19 protein-coding genes are annotated in these 20,832 nt (G+C 41.5%); 10 read left to right on the top strand and 9 right to left on the bottom strand.

Annotated features, from left to right (window positions below; genetic code table 11):
- The first annotated feature begins 760 nt into the window (after positions 1-760).
- On the top strand, positions 761-1,795 hold the full coding sequence (gene ruvB / locus BUA53_RS12120; RefSeq protein WP_072835624.1) for a Holliday junction branch migration DNA helicase RuvB: 1,035 nt from the start codon (positions 761-763) through the stop codon (positions 1,793-1,795).
- Positions 1,796-1,831: 36 nt separating this feature from the next.
- The gene (locus BUA53_RS12115) at positions 1,832-2,668 is read left to right on the top strand and encodes a hypothetical protein (RefSeq protein WP_072835623.1); all 837 of its coding nucleotides are present in this window, start codon (positions 1,832-1,834) and stop codon (positions 2,666-2,668) included.
- Positions 2,669-2,707: 39 nt separating this feature from the next.
- On the opposite strand, the gene BUA53_RS12110 is transcribed toward BUA53_RS12115, so the two are convergent.
- Positions 2,708-3,406, bottom strand: coding sequence for a response regulator transcription factor (locus BUA53_RS12110; protein ID WP_072835622.1), 699 nt, complete (start codon positions 3,404-3,406; stop codon positions 2,708-2,710).
- A gap of 126 nt (positions 3,407-3,532) precedes the next feature.
- Here BUA53_RS12110 and BUA53_RS12105 point away from each other — a divergent pair, with 126 nt between their 5' ends.
- A complete protein-coding gene (locus BUA53_RS12105; protein WP_072835653.1) occupies positions 3,533-3,904 on the top strand; it encodes a co-chaperone GroES in 372 nt (123 codons plus the stop codon).
- A gap of 9 nt (positions 3,905-3,913) precedes the next feature.
- Here the strand turns inward: BUA53_RS12105 and BUA53_RS12100 are convergent, their stop codons facing one another.
- Positions 3,914-4,297, bottom strand: coding sequence for a response regulator (locus BUA53_RS12100; RefSeq protein ID WP_175546070.1), 384 nt, complete (start codon positions 4,295-4,297; stop codon positions 3,914-3,916).
- Between the two features lie 72 nt (positions 4,298-4,369).
- Positions 4,370-4,747, bottom strand: coding sequence for a response regulator (locus tag BUA53_RS12095; RefSeq protein ID WP_175546069.1), 378 nt, complete (start codon positions 4,745-4,747; stop codon positions 4,370-4,372).
- Between the two features lie 182 nt (positions 4,748-4,929).
- Between BUA53_RS12095 and BUA53_RS12090 the strand changes: the two genes are divergently transcribed.
- Complete coding sequence (locus BUA53_RS12090) at positions 4,930-6,477, top strand: helicase HerA-like domain-containing protein (RefSeq protein WP_072835619.1); 1,548 nt, start codon at positions 4,930-4,932, stop codon at positions 6,475-6,477.
- A gap of 13 nt (positions 6,478-6,490) precedes the next feature.
- Here the strand turns inward: BUA53_RS12090 and BUA53_RS12085 are convergent, their stop codons facing one another.
- From BUA53_RS12085 to BUA53_RS12075, 3 genes are all read right to left on the bottom strand, one after another.
- A complete protein-coding gene (locus BUA53_RS12085; RefSeq protein WP_072835618.1) occupies positions 6,491-8,425 on the bottom strand; it encodes a RecQ family ATP-dependent DNA helicase in 1,935 nt (644 codons plus the stop codon).
- Positions 8,426-8,443: 18 nt separating this feature from the next.
- Entirely contained in the window at positions 8,444-8,800 is a 357-nt protein-coding gene (locus tag BUA53_RS12080) for a four helix bundle protein (RefSeq protein WP_072835617.1), read from the bottom strand.
- Between the two features lie 107 nt (positions 8,801-8,907).
- Positions 8,908-11,034 (bottom strand): heavy metal translocating P-type ATPase, encoded by a 2,127-nt coding sequence (locus tag BUA53_RS12075; RefSeq protein ID WP_072835652.1) that lies wholly within the window; start codon positions 11,032-11,034, stop codon positions 8,908-8,910.
- A gap of 202 nt (positions 11,035-11,236) precedes the next feature.
- Here BUA53_RS12075 and tsaE point away from each other — a divergent pair, with 202 nt between their 5' ends.
- The 6 genes from tsaE to BUA53_RS12045 all read left to right on the top strand — a co-directional run bounded on the left by tsaE (position 11,237) and on the right by BUA53_RS12045 (position 17,881).
- Positions 11,237-11,686: a tRNA (adenosine(37)-N6)-threonylcarbamoyltransferase complex ATPase subunit type 1 TsaE gene (gene tsaE, locus BUA53_RS12070; RefSeq protein WP_072835616.1), complete on the top strand. Its 450-nt coding sequence runs from the start codon at positions 11,237-11,239 to the stop codon at positions 11,684-11,686.
- A gap of 32 nt (positions 11,687-11,718) precedes the next feature.
- Positions 11,719-12,933, top strand: a complete 1,215-nt coding sequence (locus BUA53_RS12065) for an alanine dehydrogenase (RefSeq protein ID WP_072835615.1) — start codon at positions 11,719-11,721, stop codon at positions 12,931-12,933.
- Positions 12,934-13,088: 155 nt separating this feature from the next.
- Positions 13,089-13,718, top strand: a complete 630-nt coding sequence (locus tag BUA53_RS12060; RefSeq protein WP_072835614.1) for a TetR family transcriptional regulator — start codon at positions 13,089-13,091, stop codon at positions 13,716-13,718.
- Positions 13,708-15,054: a TolC family protein gene (locus BUA53_RS12055; RefSeq protein WP_072835613.1), complete on the top strand. Its 1,347-nt coding sequence runs from the start codon at positions 13,708-13,710 to the stop codon at positions 15,052-15,054. Before BUA53_RS12060 ends, BUA53_RS12055 begins: the two co-directional genes overlap by 11 nt.
- 23 nt (positions 15,055-15,077) lie before the next feature.
- On the top strand, positions 15,078-16,199 hold the full coding sequence (locus tag BUA53_RS12050) for an HlyD family secretion protein (RefSeq protein WP_072835612.1): 1,122 nt from the start codon (positions 15,078-15,080) through the stop codon (positions 16,197-16,199).
- 101 nt (positions 16,200-16,300) lie between these two features.
- A complete protein-coding gene (locus BUA53_RS12045; RefSeq protein WP_072835611.1) occupies positions 16,301-17,881 on the top strand; it encodes a DHA2 family efflux MFS transporter permease subunit in 1,581 nt (526 codons plus the stop codon).
- A gap of 9 nt (positions 17,882-17,890) precedes the next feature.
- On the opposite strand, the gene BUA53_RS12040 is transcribed toward BUA53_RS12045, so the two are convergent.
- From BUA53_RS12040 to BUA53_RS12030, 3 genes are read right to left on the bottom strand one after another with little or no spacing between them, the layout of a single operon-like run.
- Positions 17,891-18,532, bottom strand: a complete 642-nt coding sequence (locus BUA53_RS12040; RefSeq protein ID WP_072835610.1) for an ABC transporter ATP-binding protein — start codon at positions 18,530-18,532, stop codon at positions 17,891-17,893.
- Positions 18,522-19,319 (bottom strand): acyl-ACP--UDP-N-acetylglucosamine O-acyltransferase, encoded by a 798-nt coding sequence (gene lpxA / locus BUA53_RS12035; RefSeq protein WP_072835609.1) that lies wholly within the window; start codon positions 19,317-19,319, stop codon positions 18,522-18,524. The genes BUA53_RS12040 and lpxA overlap by 11 nt, the downstream gene beginning before the upstream one ends.
- Positions 19,316-20,737, bottom strand: coding sequence for a bifunctional UDP-3-O-[3-hydroxymyristoyl] N-acetylglucosamine deacetylase/3-hydroxyacyl-ACP dehydratase (locus BUA53_RS12030; protein ID WP_175546068.1), 1,422 nt, complete (start codon positions 20,735-20,737; stop codon positions 19,316-19,318). The genes lpxA and BUA53_RS12030 overlap by 4 nt, the downstream gene beginning before the upstream one ends.
- Positions 20,738-20,832: the final 95 nt, after the last annotated feature.

Genomic DNA, 20,832 nt, shown 5'->3' with positions numbered 1-20,832 from the left:
ACCAGGGCAGTGGCAAACTTATAAGAAGATGGTAACTGGCTTTATTTATAAGCGTATTGGGTTTTTTAAGGCATATACCGAACGCATAATAAAAAAGTACCAACCTCCTTAAACAAAAAGTTGGTACTATGCTATCGGAGCAAGCTATTCCTTGTGCAGATGCTCCCCAGCAGAGCTGCACTCCGCTTGGCTTGCTAAACAAAATTATCTAACTTAATTATTAACTACTGTAAACTTATTCTGGAATAAAGTGTAAACCAAAAATGGTGTACCTGCTAAAATGACAACCATTATTGGAATAACATTAAAAAGTGTCAACCTATTTTGGAACTACACATATCTCAGAGACCAGTTTCGTATGGCTATATAACGGCGATGTGCCGCCTCTTTAAAGAGCCGTTGCAGAGGCGGCACAAAGGCGGTACAAAGGCGGCACATAGGCGTTACATAATAGCCTTTCCTTTGGAACTATATAATTCCAAAATAGGTTGTCAGTTTTTAATGTTATTCCAAAAAAAGTTGACAGGTTAATAATTAAGTCGTACCTGGCTGAGACGGTTGATTTCCCGGCCTTCGCCGGAGCCAGAAGGTTTGATAAAAGGGTCATTTGGTGAACGCCCTGAAACGCTTTTATGGTCATTGACAAGGGCAATTATAATATGTTCCAGGTAATGAATAAGGTAGTTTCGGCTAATGAAATGAAGTTCATTAAAAGAGTTCGTTAACAGGCTTTGCTGTTCAAAATCAGTACATTTACAGCATGTCCAATCCTAATTTACAAGGTGACAAAAATCAACTAACATCAGCGGATAAAGAGTTTGAAAATGGCATCCGGCCCCGGGAGATCAATGATTTTGCCGGGCAAAGCCAGGTGATCGAGAACCTGGTGATTTTTATCAAAGCTGCCAAGATAAGAGGGGAGGCCCTGGACCATGTACTGTTTCATGGACCCCCGGGTTTGGGTAAGACCACACTTTCAAGGATCGTGGCCAATGAATTAGGGGTGAATATCAAGGAAACCTCCGGGCCGGTGATTGAAAAGCCGGGGGATCTTGCAGGATTACTTACCAACCTTGAGCCGAATGATGTATTATTTATTGATGAGATTCACAGGTTAAGTACCGTGGTGGAGGAATACCTGTATTCTGCCATGGAAGATTATAAGATTGATATCATGATCGATAGTGGTCCGAATGCGAGGAGCATCCAGATCAACCTGAATCCTTTTACCCTAATAGGTGCTACTACCCGCAGTGGTTTATTATCAGCTCCCTTGTTATCAAGATTTGCTATTAAATCAAGGCTGGAGTATTATACGGCTGAAACTTTAAGGAAGATCATTCTGAGGGCTGCGCATATATTGAATGTGGAAATAACCAATGAAGCTGCGGCAGAAATATCCAGGCGCAGCCGGGGCACTCCACGTATAGCCAATGGCCTGTTGCGCAGGGTGAGGGATTTTGCACAGGTATTGAATGACGGGCAGATAGATATTGGCATTACCCAGCATGCCCTGAAGGCGCTCAATGTGGATGAACATGGTCTTGACCATATGGACAACCGTATACTGTCGGCTATCATAGACAAATTTAAAGGAGGACCCGTTGGCATCACTACCATTGCCACTTCGGTGGGAGAGGAAGCCGGGACCCTGGAGGAGGTTTATGAGCCATTCCTGATCCAGGAAGGATTTATCAAACGCACTCCAAGGGGAAGGGAAGCCACACCTAAAGCCTATGAGCATTTAGGAAAAGCCATGCCGGGATCTTATGGACCCTCACTTTTCAATGTTTAATACTGAAATGGATTCATCACTGTTTGACAAACTATTATGAAGCAAATAATGCTATGCCTGTTGGTGACAACAGGCATCCTTTTTTCCTGTACGCCAAAGAAAGACGTGTTGGTAAAAGCCTGGATATTCAATGATGCCCCTAACCAAAACGCAGGGGATAATGCAGGCATTGAACCTGGTTTTGCAGTTGACAGTCATTTCAGTACAGGGAATTTTATAGATCTGCAGGCCGATGGTACCTATTCCTCGTATTTTCCTGTGTATGAAACAGGTAAATGGTTCTTTAAGGATCAAATGCTGATACTGGTAAACAGGAAAAAGGATATGCTGGAATTGCAGGTGAAAAAAGTTGATGATGAGGAACTGGTATGTACCAATAAATTCAAGAGAACCATCTACCGTTTTAAGGGGCTGCCAAATAATTTTCTCTCCCAGGCTGAGAACCCGTTTTCCGTAAGCAATAATCTTTGGCGTATAAAACCTTTGAAACGAGAAACGGATGAACAGCTGAGGAAAAGGATGAAGAATCATTTTACTTACTGGAAACAATACTTTTCCATGGGGGTGAAGAACAAGGTAGAAGTTCTGGACATTGGTAGTACGCCAAGCCTTTTTAAGATGTATGGCAATGGTATCCAACTGGAGTACTACCAAAATCTGTTTCCGGAATGGAAGAACTGCTTTTATGATAGTATTGATTGCAGGCTGGCTTATGAAAATGTGTATTACAAAATGTACGAGCACAAAATAAAATGGCCGGATACAAAAAACCGTTTTGAAAGCTTTGTTAGCGCCTTCACTCAATTGGAAGAGTGGATGGATGAGAAAACATCCCCTTATGTAGGAACTGAAGGGAAACAAAAAAAGGATTGATACTTATCAATCCTTCTATAGTTCCTTTTTAATTCCAGATCACTCCTGCACTACAAGCCTGAAGCCATTACCATGGATGTTAACGATCTCGATCTTCGGATCATCTTTAAGGTACTTGCGCAATTTGGCAATGTACACATCCATACTGCGACCATTGAAATAAGTGTCACTTCCCCAAATGCGTTTTAATGCCTGCTCTCTAGGTAAAAGATCATTCATATGCTCGCAAAGCATTTTAAGCAATTCATTTTCTTTTGGAGAAAGGGTTTGTGTTTTGCCATCGTGCGACAATTCACGAAGCTTAGGGTTGAAATGATAAGAAGAAAGATCAAATTCTTTATTCTCAGATTCCCTGTTCAGCTCTTCATTACGCTTTAGTATGGCTTTTATTTTATGCAGTAATACTTCACTGTCAAAGGGCTTGGTGATATAATCATCAGCGCCCAGTTTATATCCCTGGATGATGTCTTCTTTCATGGTCTTTGCACTCAGGAAGAAAAGAGGAACATCAGGATTGATATCACGGATCTCTTCGGCTAAAGTAAAGCCATCCATATTAGGCATCATAACATCAAGCAGGCAAAGTTCGAATTGTTCGCGCTGAAAAGCAGCCAATCCAAGACGGCCATCTCTTTCCAGGGTTACATTATAATCATTCAGCTCAAGGTAATTCTTAAGAACACTTCCCAGGTTTGGATCATCTTCGCATAATAAAATCTTAGCTTTTTTTCCTTCCATGACTAATGGGTTTTTGATTGAGAAATAAAGTTAACGCATTTGCTCATACGCGTTTTATGATTAGTTGCTTTACTCTTAACAAATTTGTCCCTATGCCTGTTTATTTTTGCATGGAAGAAATTTGATATGCAGATCACACAAGACAACAAATTAAAAAAACTGATCATCATAGGTGATCGTGTACTGATTCGTCCTACACGTCCGAATGAACGCACTGAAACAGGTTTATACCTTCCGCCAGGTGTGCAGGAAAGAGAAAAAGTACAACAGGGATATATAATAAAAATCGGGCCCGGCTATGCAATACCAATGTTGCAGGAGGAAGAATCATGGAAAGCTCATGAAGACCAGGTGAAATATGTGCCTTTACAGGCAAGGGAAGGAGACCTCGCCATTTTCTTATTAAGTGGGGCTACCGAGATCATGTATGGGGGAGATAAATACTTTATAGTGCCGCAAAGTGCTATACTGATGTTGGAGAGGGAAGAGGAGCTGTAGCCTTGTTCATTATGCTATAGCCTGGTTTGAATACCACATTTGTTTCTGAACCCGGCTTAGCAGGTCGGTATAATCAAATGGTTTTTGCATGAAATCATCAGCACCTACCTGTGACATGAGGCCTAAAGAATTATCATAACCCGACATCATAATGACCCTGATATTAGATGTTTCATCATCATGTTTCAATTGATTGCAGAATTCACGGCCATCCTGGTCAGAAATAAAGACATCCATCAGGATCAGTGCTGGCTTATGGATCTTGATCTTTTGTACAGCTTCTTCTATACGAGAAGCTAGAACAGTATCATATCCTTGCCCTTTTAAAATGATCTGTACGATCTGTAACAGGTCTTTATTATCATCCAGCAGGAGTATTTTTTGATTATACACGGCTATTGATTTGCCCTGTCTATTCAAATATCCTTCCAAAAATTAATTATGGGGGCATTTCAAAGGCTTTTATTAGCCGGCTGTCACATGGGAAAGCATTTCATAAACCTTGTTGGTAAATGCCTGGTATTGATTGGGTTTGGTAATATATTCTACCTGGTACAGTTCGAAATACCGCTTGTCAAGTGTGCTTGAGGAAGTTGTAAACACTACCAGGGGTATCCTGCTTATTTCTTTATCCTCTTTAATGATCTGGATGGCACGACGCCCATCCATTTTTGGCATATTTATGTCCATAATGATGAGGCATGGCAGTACACCTATTGTTTTTGCATGCGATAGCCAGGCAATCCCTTCTTCCCCGTTTTTTGCTTCTACTACAGTAAAGGGGGTACTATGGTTTTTTATGGCTTCGCGTATAAATGCCAGGTCATCAACATCGTCATCCATACACAATATAGTAGTGGAAAAGGTCATCTATACAAATCTAACTCAAAGACCTTTGTATCCTAATTCGTAGAATTACGATTCTTTTTGCGGGAATTACGGTCCATCTAATTCCTTTGCCAGCATCAGAAGGCATAACTAATGCACCTTTATTCACCTTGTGATTATTTTCATTACTTTCAGGTATGCCAAATAAAGAAGAATTTTTAGCATCAGTAACCAGTGGATACAGCTTTAAAGGTGAAGCTATTAAGATAGGAAGAGCCATGCTTGATGGCAAGGTAATAGAGGGTGCAGATGTGTTGTTGCCCTTAAAAACCATGAACCGTCATGGGTTGATAGCCGGGGCAACGGGTACAGGAAAGACCAAGACCCTCCAGTTGATCAGCGAGGGCTTGAGTGATGCCAGTGTGCCGGTTTTGTTACTGGATATTAAGGGTGACCTGAGCGGTATAGCTGCGCCAGGCAGCGTCAATGATAAAATAACCGAGCGATCAAAAACGCTTGGAGTTGAGTATAAGCCCCAGGGCTATCCTGTTGAATTGCTGACACTTAGCGATAAGCCCGGGGTTAAATTAAGAGCCACTGTAAGCGAGTTCGGCCCCGTGCTTTTAAGTAAGATACTGGGCTTGAATGATACACAGGGGGGTGTGGTAGCGCTTATTTTTAAATATTGCGATGATAATAAATTACCCCTGCTGGATCTTAAGGATTTTATTAAAGTGCTGCAATATGTAACTGCAGAAGGAAAAGCAGACATTGAGAAAGCCTATGGTAAGATCTCAACCACCTCTACCGGTACCATCTTACGAAAAGTAATAGAGCTGCAGCAGCAGGGAGCTGACGCTTTCTTTGGGGAAAAGAGCTTTGATGTGGACGACCTTATGCGTATTTCAGGTGACGGAAGGGGCATAATATCAATTTTAAGGGTTACCGAGCTGCAGGACAGGCCAAAGTTGTTCTCCACTTTCATGCTCCAGTTATTAGCAGAATTATATGCTACATCACCCGAAGAAGGTGACCTTGACAAACCAAAGCTTGTTATTTTCATAGATGAGGCCCACCTGATCTTTAATGATGCTTCTGAAGTGTTGTTGCAGGAGATAGAAAACATTGTAAAGCTCATCCGTTCAAAGGGCATTGGTGTATTCTTTTGCACCCAGAACCCAATGGATGTTCCAGCATCTGTTTTAGCTCAATTAGGCTTAAAGGTGCAGCATGCTTTAAGAGCATTTACGGCTGCTGACAGGAAATCTATTAAACAAACGGCAGAAAACTACCCTGAAACGCAATACTATGATGTGGACCAATTGCTGACGCAAATGGGTATTGGAGAAGCCTTTGTTACCATGTTGAATGAGAAAGGCATACCAACGCCCCTGGTACATGTAATGTTGAGAGCTCCTCAAAGCCGGATGGACATATTGACTGATGCTGAAGTGCAGAATATTGTGATGAGTTCTAAATTGGTCACTAAGTATAATACACCGGTGGATTCAGAAAGTGCCTACGAGATATTAAATAAAAAAATAGAGGAGGCCCAGCAACGCTCACAGGAGATTGATCAACTGCAGCAAAAGGCGAAAGCAGAAAAAGCCGCACCTAAAGAGAAAAGCTTCCTGGATAACCCCATAGTGCGCAGTGCAGGCAGGACAGCAGCAACCATGATTACCCGATCCTTATTAGGAGTACTGGGTCTTGGCAGTTCACGTAGTCGCAAAAGTTTATTTTAGTTTATCAGAAAGGTCAGCTTAAAATGAGCATACCTTTTTCATTAGATGATATTCTTTTTTCGGCCTGGAGAAAATCAATCACTCTCCAGGCTTTTTCTTTTGGAATGCCCTTGAGCAGGTAAAATAATTCTTCTGCTGCTAATGGCTGAACGGTTAGATTTTGAAGTATTAATGCTGCAATGGATTCCAATTCTTTGGCTGATAAACCTGACTTTTTCTGTTGAAGACAATTGTCGCAAACCCCACAGTCCCTGGCATTTTGATCTCCAAAATAAATGCTGATGGTTTTACTGCGGCATACAGAAGTTGTGGAGTAAGCTATCATTTTGTTTGCCCTTTCAATAAAGATGTCTCTCCTTTTATAATAAAGCATCAAGTTGAATGACAGGTCTTCTGCAGCTACCCGGTTTTTCCTGAATATTATTTGAGGCTCTGTGTTTTGAGGTATGTATTGAATGATGCCAAAGGCAGCAATGGTCTTTAATTGCTTTTTTATTTCTGCCTCATCTTTCTTCAGCAGTTTGGCGATCAATAACTCAGATATAAAGCCCGGAAAATCAAATATGCCCTCATAGGTGCGTAGTAAGGAGGTTAGTATTTCTTCAAGTTCGGGGTGGCTTTTGTGAAATTCATATAAGCCTTTCTTTGAAGTAGTAAAAACCAGGGTCGCCGGTGCAAAATTCTTTTCATTGAAATCAAGCCAGCCATCACTTTCCAGCGCTTTTAAAGCATACAAAGCGGTGTTGCTATTCAATTTGAAATTGCGGATGAATGCATCAAAGTGAAACGTATAGCTCTTATCCTGGCCTGTATTAACGGGTATTTGCAGGTAATTACACAAGGCGTGGTAGATGGACCTGATCTGTTCTAAACTGGGATAGCGTACCAGGTGTAAAACTGCCAGTTCTTCCAGGTCTCTTGAATCATATAACAACACGGGGAAGGCTTTTTTGCCGTCCCTGCCTGCACGCCCGGCTTCCTGGTAATAATTTTCTAAACAATCAGGCGTGTCCAAATGGACTACGGTCCTCACATCAGGTTTATCTATGCCCATACCAAAAGCATTGGTGCATACGATGACCCTTGTTTTATTGTTGATCCAGTCAAGTTGCCTTTTGGATCTATCTTCTGATTTTAAACCTGCATGATAGTTTGTGGCTGCAATACCATGCATTTGCAGCAGGTTGGCTATTTCCTGGGTACGTTTACGGCTTTTGCAATAAACGATCGAGGTTCCCTGTACCTTTTTTAAAATATCTACCAGTTTGGCCACCTTGGAATCAACTTTAAAAGCACTGTAAGCCAGGTTCTTTCTTTCAAATGATTGGCGGTAAACATGCCAGCCATCTTTTACACTAGCCTTTGAATTAATTAAGGCTGGTTTGGCCAGTCTTTCACAAATATCTTTTTGAACTACCTCCGTAGCTGACGCTGTAAGCGCCAGAACGGGTACACCGGGAAGCTCTTTTCTTAGTTCTGCAATGCGTAAATAAGATGGCCTGAAGTCATAACCCCATTGTGATATGCAATGCGCTTCATCCACCGCTACCAGGCTCACATCAATAGAAGGCAGGTATTCTTTGAATAAGGAGGTTTCCAGGCGTTCGGGAGAAACATATAGGAATTTAAAGTAGTTATGTTTAGCATTCTGAAGTGTTTGTATCACATCAGCTCTTTGCATACCCGAGTGGATGAGCAGGGCAGGAATATTTCTTTTTTTCAGGTTTTCCACCTGGTCTTTCATTAAAGCGATCAATGGTGATATGACCAGGCATATTCCATCTGTGGCCATGGCAGGAACCTGGAAACAGAGAGATTTACCACCACCAGTTGGTAGTACAGCCAATGTATCTTTCCCGGAAAGAATAGATTGAATAATTTCTTCCTGTAAAGGCCGAAATGCTTTATAGCCCCAGTATTGTTCTAAAATAGAAAGCATTTCACTCATGAAATGCAACAATACTAATCATTTCTGTTTTTTCAAGTCATCAAAGAAGGTATAGCAGGCACTGGCAAGCTCCCTGAGTTCACTTGCTTTTTCGGTGGGTACCAGTTTTACTTCAATAAGCACCTGTACGGCAGTATCTAATACTACAAGGGCATTCTTTACTGTTTTGATGAATTGTTTCCTTTTCTTCTTTTTTTTGAAAAAGCCTCCCTGGGCAATATTAAGATGTACTGTCACTCCTGCATTCCTGATGTATTGTACCAGGTTTGTTTTTTCTTCCGGTGGAAGGTCGTGAGTTAATTCATAACAGGCAACCACCAATCTTTTGGATAGGTAATAGACGTCAAGGGTCTTGTATGCTGGTTGAATGGGCATTCGGATTAGCTGGTTGCCATGTGAAAGTAAATAATATATGCAGTATTTAAAAGCATGGGGATTTTGCCGTGCTTTTTATATTTCCTGTATACCTAATTAAAAAGCCTTCAATCCAGCTTTTTTACAAACAACCTTACAGAATTAGCAGCTAATACCACATCGCTAACAGCCATGATTAAGGCACCATAGGTGGGTCCATAATGTCCCAGCAAACCTATTGCAGCCACCGGGATGGCAACGATGTTGTAAGAAAACGCCCAAAAAAGATTCTGTTTGATGGTTCTAAAAGTATGTTTGCCCAATCCTAAAGCAGTAGGCAATTTTTGAAGCCCATGGTTGATCAATACTACCTGGGCACTTTGCATGGCTAACTGGGAGGCATCGCTCATGGAGATACCAATAGTAGCTTTTGCCAGGGCCGGAGCGTCATTTATGCCATCACCTACCATGACAGTAGGAGTTTTGGCAGAAAGTTCCTCAATGGTGGTAAGTTTTTGTTCTGGCGTTTGCTGGGCTATTACGGTATCAATAGAAAGACTATCACCCAGCTTTTTAGTTTTCTCATACCTATCACCGCTTAGCAAGACTGTTTTTATACCTCTGTTATGCAGGTAACTTACCACTTCTGCTGCTTCAGGTCTTAATTGGTCTTTCAAATCAATCCACCCAGCCAGTGTATCATTGAACAACAGGTAGATATTATGGGTGTCATCTGTAGTCAAACCTTTAACCAGGTCATAAGAGCCAAGTATAAATTGATCTCCATTCTTGTCCTCTGCCACCATGCCTTTGCCTTTGATCTCACGGATATTCTTCCAGTGAATCGGATCGGTGGTTTTCCATTCTTCCACTATGCTTTTAGCGAGGGGATGGTTGGAATACTTTTCCATGGAGAACACAATTCTTTTGAAGGCTTCTTCAGTGAATATATTCGTATCAACATTCCATTGGTCTACCTGGAATTTGCCCGTGGTTAATGTCCCGGTTTTGTCAAATACCACTTGTTTGATATTCTTAAATAATTCAAGGCTTTTGGCATTTCGAAATAATATCCCGTTGCGGGCTCCTCTTCCCAGGCCAACAGCAATAGCGGCAGGAGTGGCAAGACCCATGGCGCAGGGGCAGGCAATGACCAGCACTGCAATGCTGCGCAAAAGGGATGGAGTGAATTCTTTTAGAATGATCCAGTTGACGATCAGAGTTAGCACTGCTATAGCTAATACTACTGGTACAAAAATGGCGCTTATCCTATCAACGAGTTGTTGCATGGGAGGTTTTTCTCCCTGTGCTTTCTTCACCAATTCAAGTATATGGGATAGAACAGAATCATTGCCCGCAGCAGTTACCTGGGCTTTCAGGTTTCCATCTTCTACAATGCTTCCACCAATGATAAGATCCTTTGGTTTTTTGTACAAGGGAATGCTTTCCCCGGTAAGGATAGCTTCATTTACCTGGGCTTCGCCCCATAATATCTTGCAATCTGCCGGTACCTGTTCACCGGTTTTGATCAACACCAGGTCTCCTGTACGCAGTTGGGTATTTTCAACCGGGAAAACAATTTCTTTATGATCACCATCAAAAGCAATCATATTAGCCATCACTTTTTGCGATTTTACCAATCCCTTTAACGCCCGCTGGGTTGAGTGTATGGAGGCTTCTTCCAGGTAATTGCCAAGGAATACCAGTGTAATGATAGTTGCAGTGGTTTCAAAAAATAAATAAGCGGGACCCAGGTTGAACAATGTGCCTGCAAGGCTATAAATAAATGCTGCAGCAGAACCTATCGCAATCAAAACATTCATGTTGGGAACACCATTGCGAATGCTTTTAATGGCAGATCTGCCAAAGAATTGCATACCTACTACAAATACAGGAAGTGCAAGGGCCAGTTGGATCCAGGGATTCATTAAAAAATGAATATGAACACCGGGTATCATATGCAGCATAAGAAGGATAGTAAAAGGAAGGCAGAACCAGAACCTGTGCATATTGGTGGAAAGGAATGCCTTGTGTTTTGCAGGGGTGAAACCATTTCCCTCTACCCTATAGCCTAAAGATTCAACACCTTTGGCTATTTGCTGTAGTGGCTTATTCTCCATCAATTCGAATGACACATCGCCATCAATAGGATTTACAACAACCGCTTTTGCTCCTTGTTGCTGCAAATACTTATTGACTGTGAGTGCGCAATTAGCACATGTCATTCCAGCCACTTTCCATTGAACCTTTTCCATTCCTGTAGCAAATTTATTCTGGTGCAAAGTTAGTTCAGCATTTGTTGTGCTTCAAACAAGGGCAATCTCTATCTTTTCAACTTTGTTGCATCGGCATGTTAAAGTTTAAAGAAGGAATTAAAACAGCAACTGTTTTGAGCATCTGTAGCCAGGTATTGCATACAACATGCATTAAGAAATGTGTTTTTATTAGGTTTGCATAATGGAGTTTCATGTGTCTTTTGAAGGTCTGAATGATTTTGCTGCACAATTCTGGGAGATGGCAAAAGATAGAAAGGTATTTGCATTTCATGGAGAAATGGGTGCAGGAAAAACCACCATAATTGAAGCCCTGTGCAGGAGTAAAGGTGTCAGGGATGTTATGGGGAGTCCTACTTTTTCGATCATTAACGAATATGTATACCCTGAAAACGGGCAAGAAAAGCTTATATACCACATGGATCTTTACCGTTTGAAAGATGAACAGGAGATCATCCAGGCAGGGGTTGAAGATTGCATTTACAGTAATGAAATTTGTTTTATTGAATGGCCTGAAAAGGCACCTCATTTGTTGGATGATTCAGTTGTTCATGTTTATATTTCATTATCCAGCCAGGAAGAAAGAATTGTAAAACTGCTATTGCCTTCCGGTAGTTTGGAAGAACTGTCGTAATTTGTCAAACCAAATTATAGTTATTGGCTTTTATGTCCCAACAAAAACCATTTGTAAGCACTTCCTTCAGTTATGAAACCTTAGAAGAAACACTGGATATAAAACCCAAAGGAGCTCGTTTGCACATTGGTATTCCCAAGGAAATAGCATTCCAGGAAAACCGCATTGCACTAACGCCTGATGCGGTAAGTGTATTGATCAGTAACGGACATCAGGTTACTATTGAACACAATGCCGGCGAAGCAGCCCATTTTGCTGATAAAGACTATAGTGAAGCAGGTGCACGCATTTCTTATAACCGCGAGGAGGTATACAAAGCCCCTATATTGGTTAAAAGCGCACCTGTAATTGACGAAGACCTTCCTTTATTACAGCATAGCCAATTGATCATTTCTCCCATACATTTAAGTGTTCTTAAAGCAGAGTTGCTTCAGAAAATGATGGAGAAGAGGATCACAGCCATCTCATTTGAGAATTTAAAAGATGACAGTGGCAGTTATCCTATTGTAAGAAGTATGAGCGAGATAGCTGGAAGTGCAGCCATGTTGATAGCCGCTCAATATTTGAGTTCAGCCAACCATGGTAAAGGAGTTTTGTTAGGAGGAATATCCGGCATAGCGCCAACAAAAGTGATCATTATTGGAGCGGGCATAGTAGGTGAGTTTGCTGCACGTGCAGCATTGGCATTGGGAGCATCAGTGAAAGTATTTGACAACAGTGTATACCGCTTAAAACGATTGCAGAATAATATCGGTCAACGATTATGGACATCCGTTATTGAACCACGAATGTTGGCCAAGCAATTAAAGACCTGCGAAGTGGCAGTAGGCGCTTTGTCATCAGAAACTGGCCGAACGCCCATAGTAGTGACAGAAGAAATGGTGAGCAGCATGCGCACCGGGAGTGTAGTTATAGATGTAAGTATTGACAGGGGCGGATGTTTTGAAACTTCAGAGATCACATCGCATGAGAATCCCATTTACCTTAGATATGGTGTAATTCATTATTGCGTTCCGAATATTCCTTCCGGATTTGCACGTACTGCTTCACAAGCCATTAGTAATGTATTGATGCCTCTTTTGCTACAAGCAGGGGAGGATGGAGGTTTTGAGCATATGGTCTGGCACCAGATACACCTTAGAAGTGGTATTTATATGTTTAAAGGGGCCTTGACAAACTTCTACTTAAGCGAACGCTTCAATTTAAAATATACTGACCTCAACCTGCTCATAGCCAGCCAGCGATAATATTTTTCTTCTTTAATATTTTCATTGAAACCGCTCAGCAATAAGTGGTTGGTCTGCTTTTGGTATTATTCCCCATTACTATTTTCTTAAAATATTTAAACAAATGTTTGATTTAATTAAACGTTTGTTTAGTTTTGCGCCTCCAAAAGAGATCAATGGAATATAATGACAAGCAAATAGCTATTATGGATGCGGCAGAGAAACTCTTTGCTGACAATGGTTTTTCCGGGACGTCGGTGAGGGATATTGCTGAAGCGGCCGGTGTGAATCTGGCTATGATCTCCTACTATTTTGGCTCGAAGGAAAAGCTGATGGAGGCCATGTTCCGTTACCGTGGTGATTTTATGCGGCTGAAATTAGAAAGCATATTGCTAAACAGCAATTTGACACCATTACAAAAGGTAGATAAGCTGATAGATGAATACATAGAAAGAATATTCAATAAACAGTGTTTCCATAAAGTAATGCTCAGGGAGCAGATGGTTGATAATACAGGACCTATTGCCGAGCAGATCACCCAATTAAAAGCTACTAACCAGGCACTCTTTAAGCAATTGATACATGAAGGTCAACGAAAAGGTGATTTTAAAAAGGGATTGGACGTTCCTTTCCTTATGATGACTTTGGTAGGCACCACAAGTCAATTATTGACCAGCCAAAAATATTATAGAGCGCTTAATAACCTCCAGGAAATGAAGAACGAGGAGTTTGAAAAACACATTAAGAAAAAGCTCAGTGCTTATTTAAAAAACCTATTTAAAGCAATATTAACGTATGAAGCATAGAAGATTGATGACAGCGGTGGGGTGTTTATTCTTTACACTGTTTGCGTCTGGTGTTTTTGCACAGCAGCAAAAAACACTCAGCTTACAGGAAGCTATTAATCTTAGTTTAAAGAACAGCAAACAACTGAAATCCAGCCAGGCAAAGATCGAAGAAGCAACAGCAGCTTTAAAAGAAGCAGTTGAAAGAAAGTTACCTGATGCCAGTGTAAGTGGTTCTTACCTCAGACTGAACAGCCCTAATGTTGATCTTAAAACTAAAAAAGATAATTCGGGTGGAACGCCTGCTACAACAACTGAAAGTCCTAAACCCAGCCAGGCTATGTATGGCATTGCCAATGTTTCCCTGCCAATATTTTCAGGTTTCAGAATAAAATATGGTATTGAATCGGCACGGTACCTGGAACAGGCTGCCAAACTTGATGCTGAGAATGACCAGGAAGAAATCATACTAAATACCATTGATGCTTATAATAATTTGTACAAAGCATATGCAGCGGTAGAACTGGTAGATTCAAGTCTGCAATCAGCCAGGGAAAGAGCGGGACAATTCAGAAACCTGGAGAAGAATGGCTTACTGCCAAGGAATGAATTGCTGAAATCAGAATTACAGGTTTCGAACACAGAACTTTCACTACTGGATGCACAGAACAACTGGCAACTAGCCAACATAAATATGGACCTGATGCTGGGTCTTCCGGAAAATACAGAATTACAACTTGATACTGCAGCTTTCCAGGCACCTAGAGAATTAAAACAGGTGGCCGAATACGTTCAGTTAGGATTGCAGAACCGAAAAGACCTTTCTGCAGTTTCGTATCGTAAAAAAGCAGCTGCAACAGCTGTGAAGGCCACTGAGGGAGAGAAGTACCCGGGACTTGCCTTAAGTGGGGGGTATGTAGCTTTGAATGTGCCTGGTGTTTTGACCGTTACCAACGCGGTGAATATTGGTTTAGGTGTTCAGTATAGCATTTCTTCTCTATGGAAAAATAAGGCTAAGGTGCAACAGGCGCAAGCCAGGGAGAAGCAGATCGCTGCCAGTGAAGAGTTGTTGGGAGATGCTATACGCCTGGAGGTTAACCGTGCTTACCAGAATTACTTACTGGCGCAGAAAAGGATAGATGTATTGCAAAATGCCATAGACCAGGCTACTGAGAATTACAGAATTATAAACAATAAATATCAGAATGCCCTTGCTACAACAACAGAACTATTAGATGCGGATGTAGCGCAATTGCAGGCGAAACTGAATTACGCTTTTGCCAAATCTGATGCAGTTGTTGCTTATGATAAACTTTTGCAGGCTGCAGGGCTTCTTCAAAATACTGAAACGAAATAAACAGAAACTGACAATAAAGATTTATGGAAACAAAAGTTATAGAAACGAATCAAACGACACAAAAGATTAAGGAACCTAAAAAGTCCAACAAGACTTTTTTAATTATTCTGGTGCTGTTGGTATTGGTTGGTGCCTGGTTTGGTATCACTAAATACGTCCATGGAAAACATCATGAAGAAACTGATGACGCACATGTAGAGGCTAATATAAGTCCTGTTATACCAAGGGTTTCAGGTTATGTAAAGGAAGTTCGTGTTTCAGACAATCAACATGTAAAGAAGGGTGATACATTAGTGATCCTGGATGACAGGGATCTGAAAATAAAAGTAGACCAGGCTGAAGCGGCTTTGCAAACAGCACAAAGCAACCTTGGTGCTGCAAGGGCATCTACAAATGCTGCATCTGCTAACATTGCTACTTCAAGAGCTTCAGTTTCAACTATCGACGCTCAAATAGAAACAGCCAGGGTCAATGTGTGGCGTGCTTCGCAGGATTTTGACAGGTACGCAAACCTGGTGAAAGATCATTCTGTTACACAACAGCAATATGAACAAGCACTTGCTGCTAAACAGACAGCAGAACGCCAGCTGCAGGTATTGCAGCAACAGAAGAACCAGGCAGCGCAACAAACAAATGCTGTAGCCACTCAAAGCAATGCCACCTCTTCCCAGATAGGTGTAGCCAGTTCTATTATTAAGCAGCGCCAGGTAGATGTAGAAGACGCCAAGCTTAATCTTTCTTATGCTGTTATCACAGCCGCTGCGGATGGACTTGTATCTAAGATCAATATACAGCCGGGGCAGTTTGTACAGGCAGGACAATCCTTATTTAGTATTGTATTGAACAATGATCTTTGGGTAGTTGCCAATTTCAAAGAAACCCAGTTTGATAAAATGAAGATCGGGCAGAAGGTAACAGTTCATATAGATGCTTTCCCGGATCATGATTTTGAAGCAAAGCTTACATCATTCTCACCAGCCACAGGTTCCAGCTTTGCACTTTTGCCTCCGGATAATGCATCAGGCAATTTTGTAAAAGTTGTTCAGCGATTACCTGTAAAGATTGAGTTCACCAATCCCAATGATGCTGACCTGAAACAATTAAGGGCAGGTATGAACGCAGTGGTGGATGTGCACCTGGATTGAGATGTAGAAAGTTGATAGAAGATCATTATTATTTCAATTAGGCCTCTTTTTTTTAATTAAGAGACCGGTTATAGACCCCGTAAGGGGATGGAATTAATATTATGCAGCAGCAAGCTTCTTTGGTTGAGTATGGCGCAAGAAGGGTGATCATCACCATCACGGCCATCGTTTGTGCCTTGTTGGAAATAGTGGATACAACCATTGTCAATGTGGCCCTTAATGATATGAAAGGAAACCTTGGTACAACCATGACCGAGGTAGGATGGGTGATCACAGCTTATGCAATAGGTAATGTGATCGTTGTACCCATGACAAGCTGGTTATCGCAACAGTTTGGGCGGAGAAATTACTTTGCAGCTTCCATTATGCTATTTACTTTCTGTTCATTCCTCTGTGGTAATGCAACAGGAATATGGGAGTTGGTGGCTTTCCGTTTCCTGCAGGGTATAGGAGGAGGTGCGTTATTAGTTACATCACAAACTATCATTACGGAAAGCTATCCTCCTGAGAAAAGAGGTATGGCACAAGCCATCTATGGTATGGGAGTGATTATTGGTCCAACTCTTGGACCTCCGCTTGGTGGTTATATTGTTGACAATTTCTCCTGGCCCTATATATTTTACATCAATATTCCTATTGGTATCATAGCCACTTTGCTCACCCTTCAATTTGTGCGCAGTCCCAAGTATGCAGAAAAAAGTAAGGCTAAAGATGTGGACTGGTGGGGTATAGCATTGCTGGCAACAGCCGTTGGTTCATTGCAGTATGTGTTGGAAAAAGGACATGATGATGACTGGTTCAGCAGCGGAACCATTATACTGTTGACCGTTACGGCTGTTTTCGGGTTGTTCTTTTTCATCTGGCGGGAATTGAGTTTCAGAAAGCCTATTGTAGAATTAAGGGTACTACAGAATGGTAACCTCAGGGTAGGAACCATATTATCTTTTATCATGGGCTTTGGTTTATATGGTTCCACTTTTATTATTCCTTTGTATACACAGGCCACGCTTGGGTGGACTGCGCAACAAGCTGGTATGCTGATGATCCCTTCTGCATTGACCACTGCTTTTATGATGCCTATCATCGGGCAGATGCTTCAGAAGGGAGTGAAACAACAATACCTGGTTGCATTGGGTATGCTTATATTCTTTATCTATAGCTTTTGGGGATATAAAATACTTACGCCTGATACGGATTCGCACGCATTCTTCTGGATGTTGATCGTCCGCGGTTTGGGAATGGGTATGTTATTTATTCCTGTTACAACACTTGCCTTATCCACACTTAAAGGCCAGCAAATAGGCCAGGGAGCTGCATTTACTGGTATGATGCGCCAACTGGGTGGTTCATTTGGTGTTGCGGCTATTACCACCTACCTGGCCCGCAAAAATGAGGTTCACAGAAACGATCTTGTGAGTCATTTGAATATCAATGACCTTGATGTGCAACAAAGGGTATCAGGTATGCAGCATGCGTTTATATCAAAGGGTATGACACCGGATGTAGCACTGAAATCGGCATACAAAGCTTTAGAATACAATATTATGAAACAGGCCGCAGTGCTTTCTTATATGGATGTGTTTTTAGGCCTTGGGCTAATGTTCCTTATATGTATACCATTTGTATTGATGGTGAAAAGCAACAAAGGGAAAAAGATTGATTTATCTGAGGCCATGCACTAAATTAGATTGCTACATGGTGATTTGATGCAGGGGAAGCTTGTGATCTGTGATTGCAATAACCTGTTGGCAGAAGCTATATTCCACCGGATCATTGGAACAAACCACTACCAGTCTATTGCTGCAGTGCTCCTCTACCAGTGAATGATATAATTCAATACCTTTTGTATCAAGGTTGCTGCAAGGTTCATCAAGCAGAACAATTGGAGTATCAAAAAAAATAGCCTGGGCCAGTTTTACTCTTTGTTTCATGCCCGAAGAGTAATATCTTATCTGCTTGTGGCCCGATCCTTTCAGGCCAATGCGTTCAATGATATCCTGGATTGAACAACTTTCGATAAAAGCTTTAAACATGTTATGGAATTCCAGGAATTCCACAAGCGTCATTTCTTCTATCACATCAAGGTAAGGTGCACAAAATGACGTGCTGATATATGTTTCTTCGGGAGGTAGAATTTTGTTATCTCTAAAATGTTCAATGGAACCTTCGCTTACCTGCAGCATCCCTCCGAGGCATTGGAGCAAGGTGGATTTCCCGGATCCATTATGGCCGGTTATGGCATATCCCGAACCTGAAATAAATTCCAGGTTGGCATAACGAAAGATCCATTCCCGGTTAAAGCGTTTGCCTGCATTGGAAAGCTTAATCTTCATCAACGCCATTTTTTGAGTAGCGCTTTATGATCCCTATTTTAGATTCCTTGATAAACCGGAGGATTTCAGCCCTGGTTTCATTATCAGGCACTTTGTTCTCTATCATTTCAAGGGCTGTTGTAGTGCTATGATTACCTACAAAGAGTAAATGGTATATCTGCGAAATGGTATCTATCTTTTCTTGTGCAAACCCTCGTCTTTGCAATCCAACTATATTCAATCCCATATAGCTCATGGGTTCTCTCGCAGCTTTTACATAGGGAGGAACATCTTTACGGATTACTGTATGTCCAGCCACATAAGTATGCGCACCAATCCGGGTAAACTGGTGGGCTCCTGCCAATCCTCCAATAATAGCGTATTCCCCTATTTCCACATGGCCTGCCAGTTGAACGCAATTGGCAAGGATAACATGATCTCCAACCGTACAATCGTGAGCCACATGCGCATATGCCATTAAAAGGCAATTACTTCCAACGGTGGTCTTCCATTTATCTTTTGTACCACGGTTTACAGTCACACATTCCCTAATGGTAGTATTATCTCCAATTTCGGCTGTTGTTTCTTCTCCTTTGAATTTAAGGTCCTGGGGAATGCCACCGATGACAGCCCCTGGAAAAATGCGACAGTTTCTGCCAATAATGCTATGCTGCATAATTACAGCATGAGACATGATATGTGTACCATCGCCAATTGTCACCTGGTCATGAATGACCGCAAATGGATCTATAATAACATTGTTGCCCAGTTTTGCATTCGGATGGATCGAGGCCAGGGGAGAAATCATACTCTTACTTTAGGTTTCTTTACAATTTGAGCAACCATTTCTGCTTCTGCTGCGATTTTATCGCCAACAAAAATAGTCCCTTTCATTTCACAAATACCACGGCGCACTGGGTTCATTAATTCCATTTTAAGGAGTAAGGTATCACCCGGAACAACTTTTTGTTTGAATTTACAGCTGTCTATTTTTAAAAAGTAAGTATCATAATCGTTATCCGGATCATCAGGTATGGTGAGTATACCACCTGTCTGTGCCAGCGCTTCTACCTGTAATACGCCAGGCATCACGCAGTTTCCGGGAAAGTGACCCTGGAAGTAAGGCTCATTATAGGTAACATTCTTTACTGCTACCACGTATTTCTCAGTTAGTTCAATGACCTTATCAATTAACAGGAAGGGATACCTGTGCGGTAATTTCTTCTCAATAGCATGTATATCATACAAGGGCGGTTTGGAAGGATCGTATTGAGGAAACTGTTGGCGGTGTTTGTACTTTTTAATATGTTCCTTGATCTTCCTGGCAAACTCTATATTGCTGGAATGACCAGGTCTGTTGGCAATAATATGTGCTTTAAATGGATACCCTACCAATGCCAGGTCTCCTATCACATCCAGTAATTTATGCCTGGCTGGTTCATTGGGAAAGCGTAGGTCAAGGTTGTTTAACAAACCACCTTCACTAACCTTTACATTTTCTTTCTTAAATACCTTAGCTATTCTTTTTACATCCTCCTCGCTTACAGGTTTGTCAACTACTACGATAGCATTATTGATATCGCCGCCCTTAATGAGGTTGTTTTCCAGGAGGTATTCCAACTCGTGGAAAAAACAAAATGTGCGGCATGGAGCTATTTGTTCATCAAATTCAGACAGGTTTTTCAATGAAGCATGCTGGGTGCCTAAAACAGGTGAATTGAAATCAATTAATGTATTGATACGAAATTCATTATAGGGCAAGGCTACCATCTCCACCTTCTTCCTGTCATCGGAAAAACTGATGTTGTGTTGAAGGTTATAATAGATTTTGGGAGCCTCTTGTTGTTGCACCCCAGCCTGCCTGATCACCTGCACAAATGGCTGGGAACTGCCGTCCAAAATAGGAACCTCGTTGCCATTGATCTCTATAAGCACATTATCAACCATATTGCCAGCAAGGGCTGCCATTAAATGTTCAATAGTGCCAACTCTTGCCCCGTTAGCTTCAATAATGGTGCTTCTGGTGGTATCCACCACATTATCTACATCTGCCTTAACTGTTGGACTGTTGGGAAGGTCAACTCTTTTGAATACAATACCTGTATTGGGATCAGCAGGCTTCAGGGTCATTTCCACCATTTGACCTGTATGGATGCCTACACCGCTGATCTTAGCCTCAGATGCCAGAGTGTGTTGGAAATCAGAATAAATATTGGACGACTGCATTCGGCGAAAGTATGAAACTATCGCTCTATAAACCAAAACTACGCTCCCCTAATAAGTCCTAAAGTGCTTTCAAATATGACCAAACTGTGAAACAG

It is taken from the genome of Flavisolibacter ginsengisoli DSM 18119, assembly GCF_900129295.1.
GTDB classification, from domain to species: Bacteria; Bacteroidota; Bacteroidia; order Chitinophagales; family Chitinophagaceae; genus Flavisolibacter; species Flavisolibacter ginsengisoli.
The sequence above is the reverse complement of the archived record's forward strand: the minus strand, read 5'-3'. Positions and strand labels throughout refer to the sequence as shown.

Coding starts and splice junctions, on each gene's coding strand:
- BUA53_RS12110 (WP_072835622.1), bottom strand. CDS start 3,406: ATGGAAGGAAAAAAAGCTAAGATTTTATTATGCGAAGATGATCCAAAC.
- BUA53_RS12060 (WP_072835614.1), top strand. CDS start 13,089: ATGGAATATAATGACAAGCAAATAGCTATTATGGATGCGGCAGAGAAA.
- BUA53_RS12080 (WP_072835617.1), bottom strand. CDS start 8,800: ATGCCCATTCAACCAGCATACAAGACCCTTGACGTCTATTACCTATCC.
- BUA53_RS12030 (WP_175546068.1), bottom strand. CDS start 20,737: ATGCAGTCGTCCAATATTTATTCTGATTTCCAACACACTCTGGCATCT.
- ruvB (WP_072835624.1), top strand. CDS start 761: ATGTCCAATCCTAATTTACAAGGTGACAAAAATCAACTAACATCAGCG.
- lpxA (WP_072835609.1), bottom strand. CDS start 19,319: ATGATTTCTCCCCTGGCCTCGATCCATCCGAATGCAAAACTGGGCAAC.
- BUA53_RS12105 (WP_072835653.1), top strand. CDS start 3,533: ATGCAGATCACACAAGACAACAAATTAAAAAAACTGATCATCATAGGT.
- BUA53_RS12045 (WP_072835611.1), top strand. CDS start 16,301: ATGCAGCAGCAAGCTTCTTTGGTTGAGTATGGCGCAAGAAGGGTGATC.
- BUA53_RS12040 (WP_072835610.1), bottom strand. CDS start 18,532: ATGAAGATTAAGCTTTCCAATGCAGGCAAACGCTTTAACCGGGAATGG.
- BUA53_RS12115 (WP_072835623.1), top strand. CDS start 1,832: ATGAAGCAAATAATGCTATGCCTGTTGGTGACAACAGGCATCCTTTTT.
- BUA53_RS12065 (WP_072835615.1), top strand. CDS start 11,719: ATGTCCCAACAAAAACCATTTGTAAGCACTTCCTTCAGTTATGAAACC.
- tsaE (WP_072835616.1), top strand. CDS start 11,237: ATGGAGTTTCATGTGTCTTTTGAAGGTCTGAATGATTTTGCTGCACAA.
- BUA53_RS12075 (WP_072835652.1), bottom strand. CDS start 11,034: ATGGAAAAGGTTCAATGGAAAGTGGCTGGAATGACATGTGCTAATTGC.
- BUA53_RS12055 (WP_072835613.1), top strand. CDS start 13,708: ATGAAGCATAGAAGATTGATGACAGCGGTGGGGTGTTTATTCTTTACA.
- BUA53_RS12090 (WP_072835619.1), top strand. CDS start 4,930: ATGCCAAATAAAGAAGAATTTTTAGCATCAGTAACCAGTGGATACAGC.
- BUA53_RS12050 (WP_072835612.1), top strand. CDS start 15,078: ATGGAAACAAAAGTTATAGAAACGAATCAAACGACACAAAAGATTAAG.
- BUA53_RS12085 (WP_072835618.1), bottom strand. CDS start 8,425: ATGAGTGAAATGCTTTCTATTTTAGAACAATACTGGGGCTATAAAGCA.
- BUA53_RS12095 (WP_175546069.1), bottom strand. CDS start 4,747: ATGGATGACGATGTTGATGACCTGGCATTTATACGCGAAGCCATAAAA.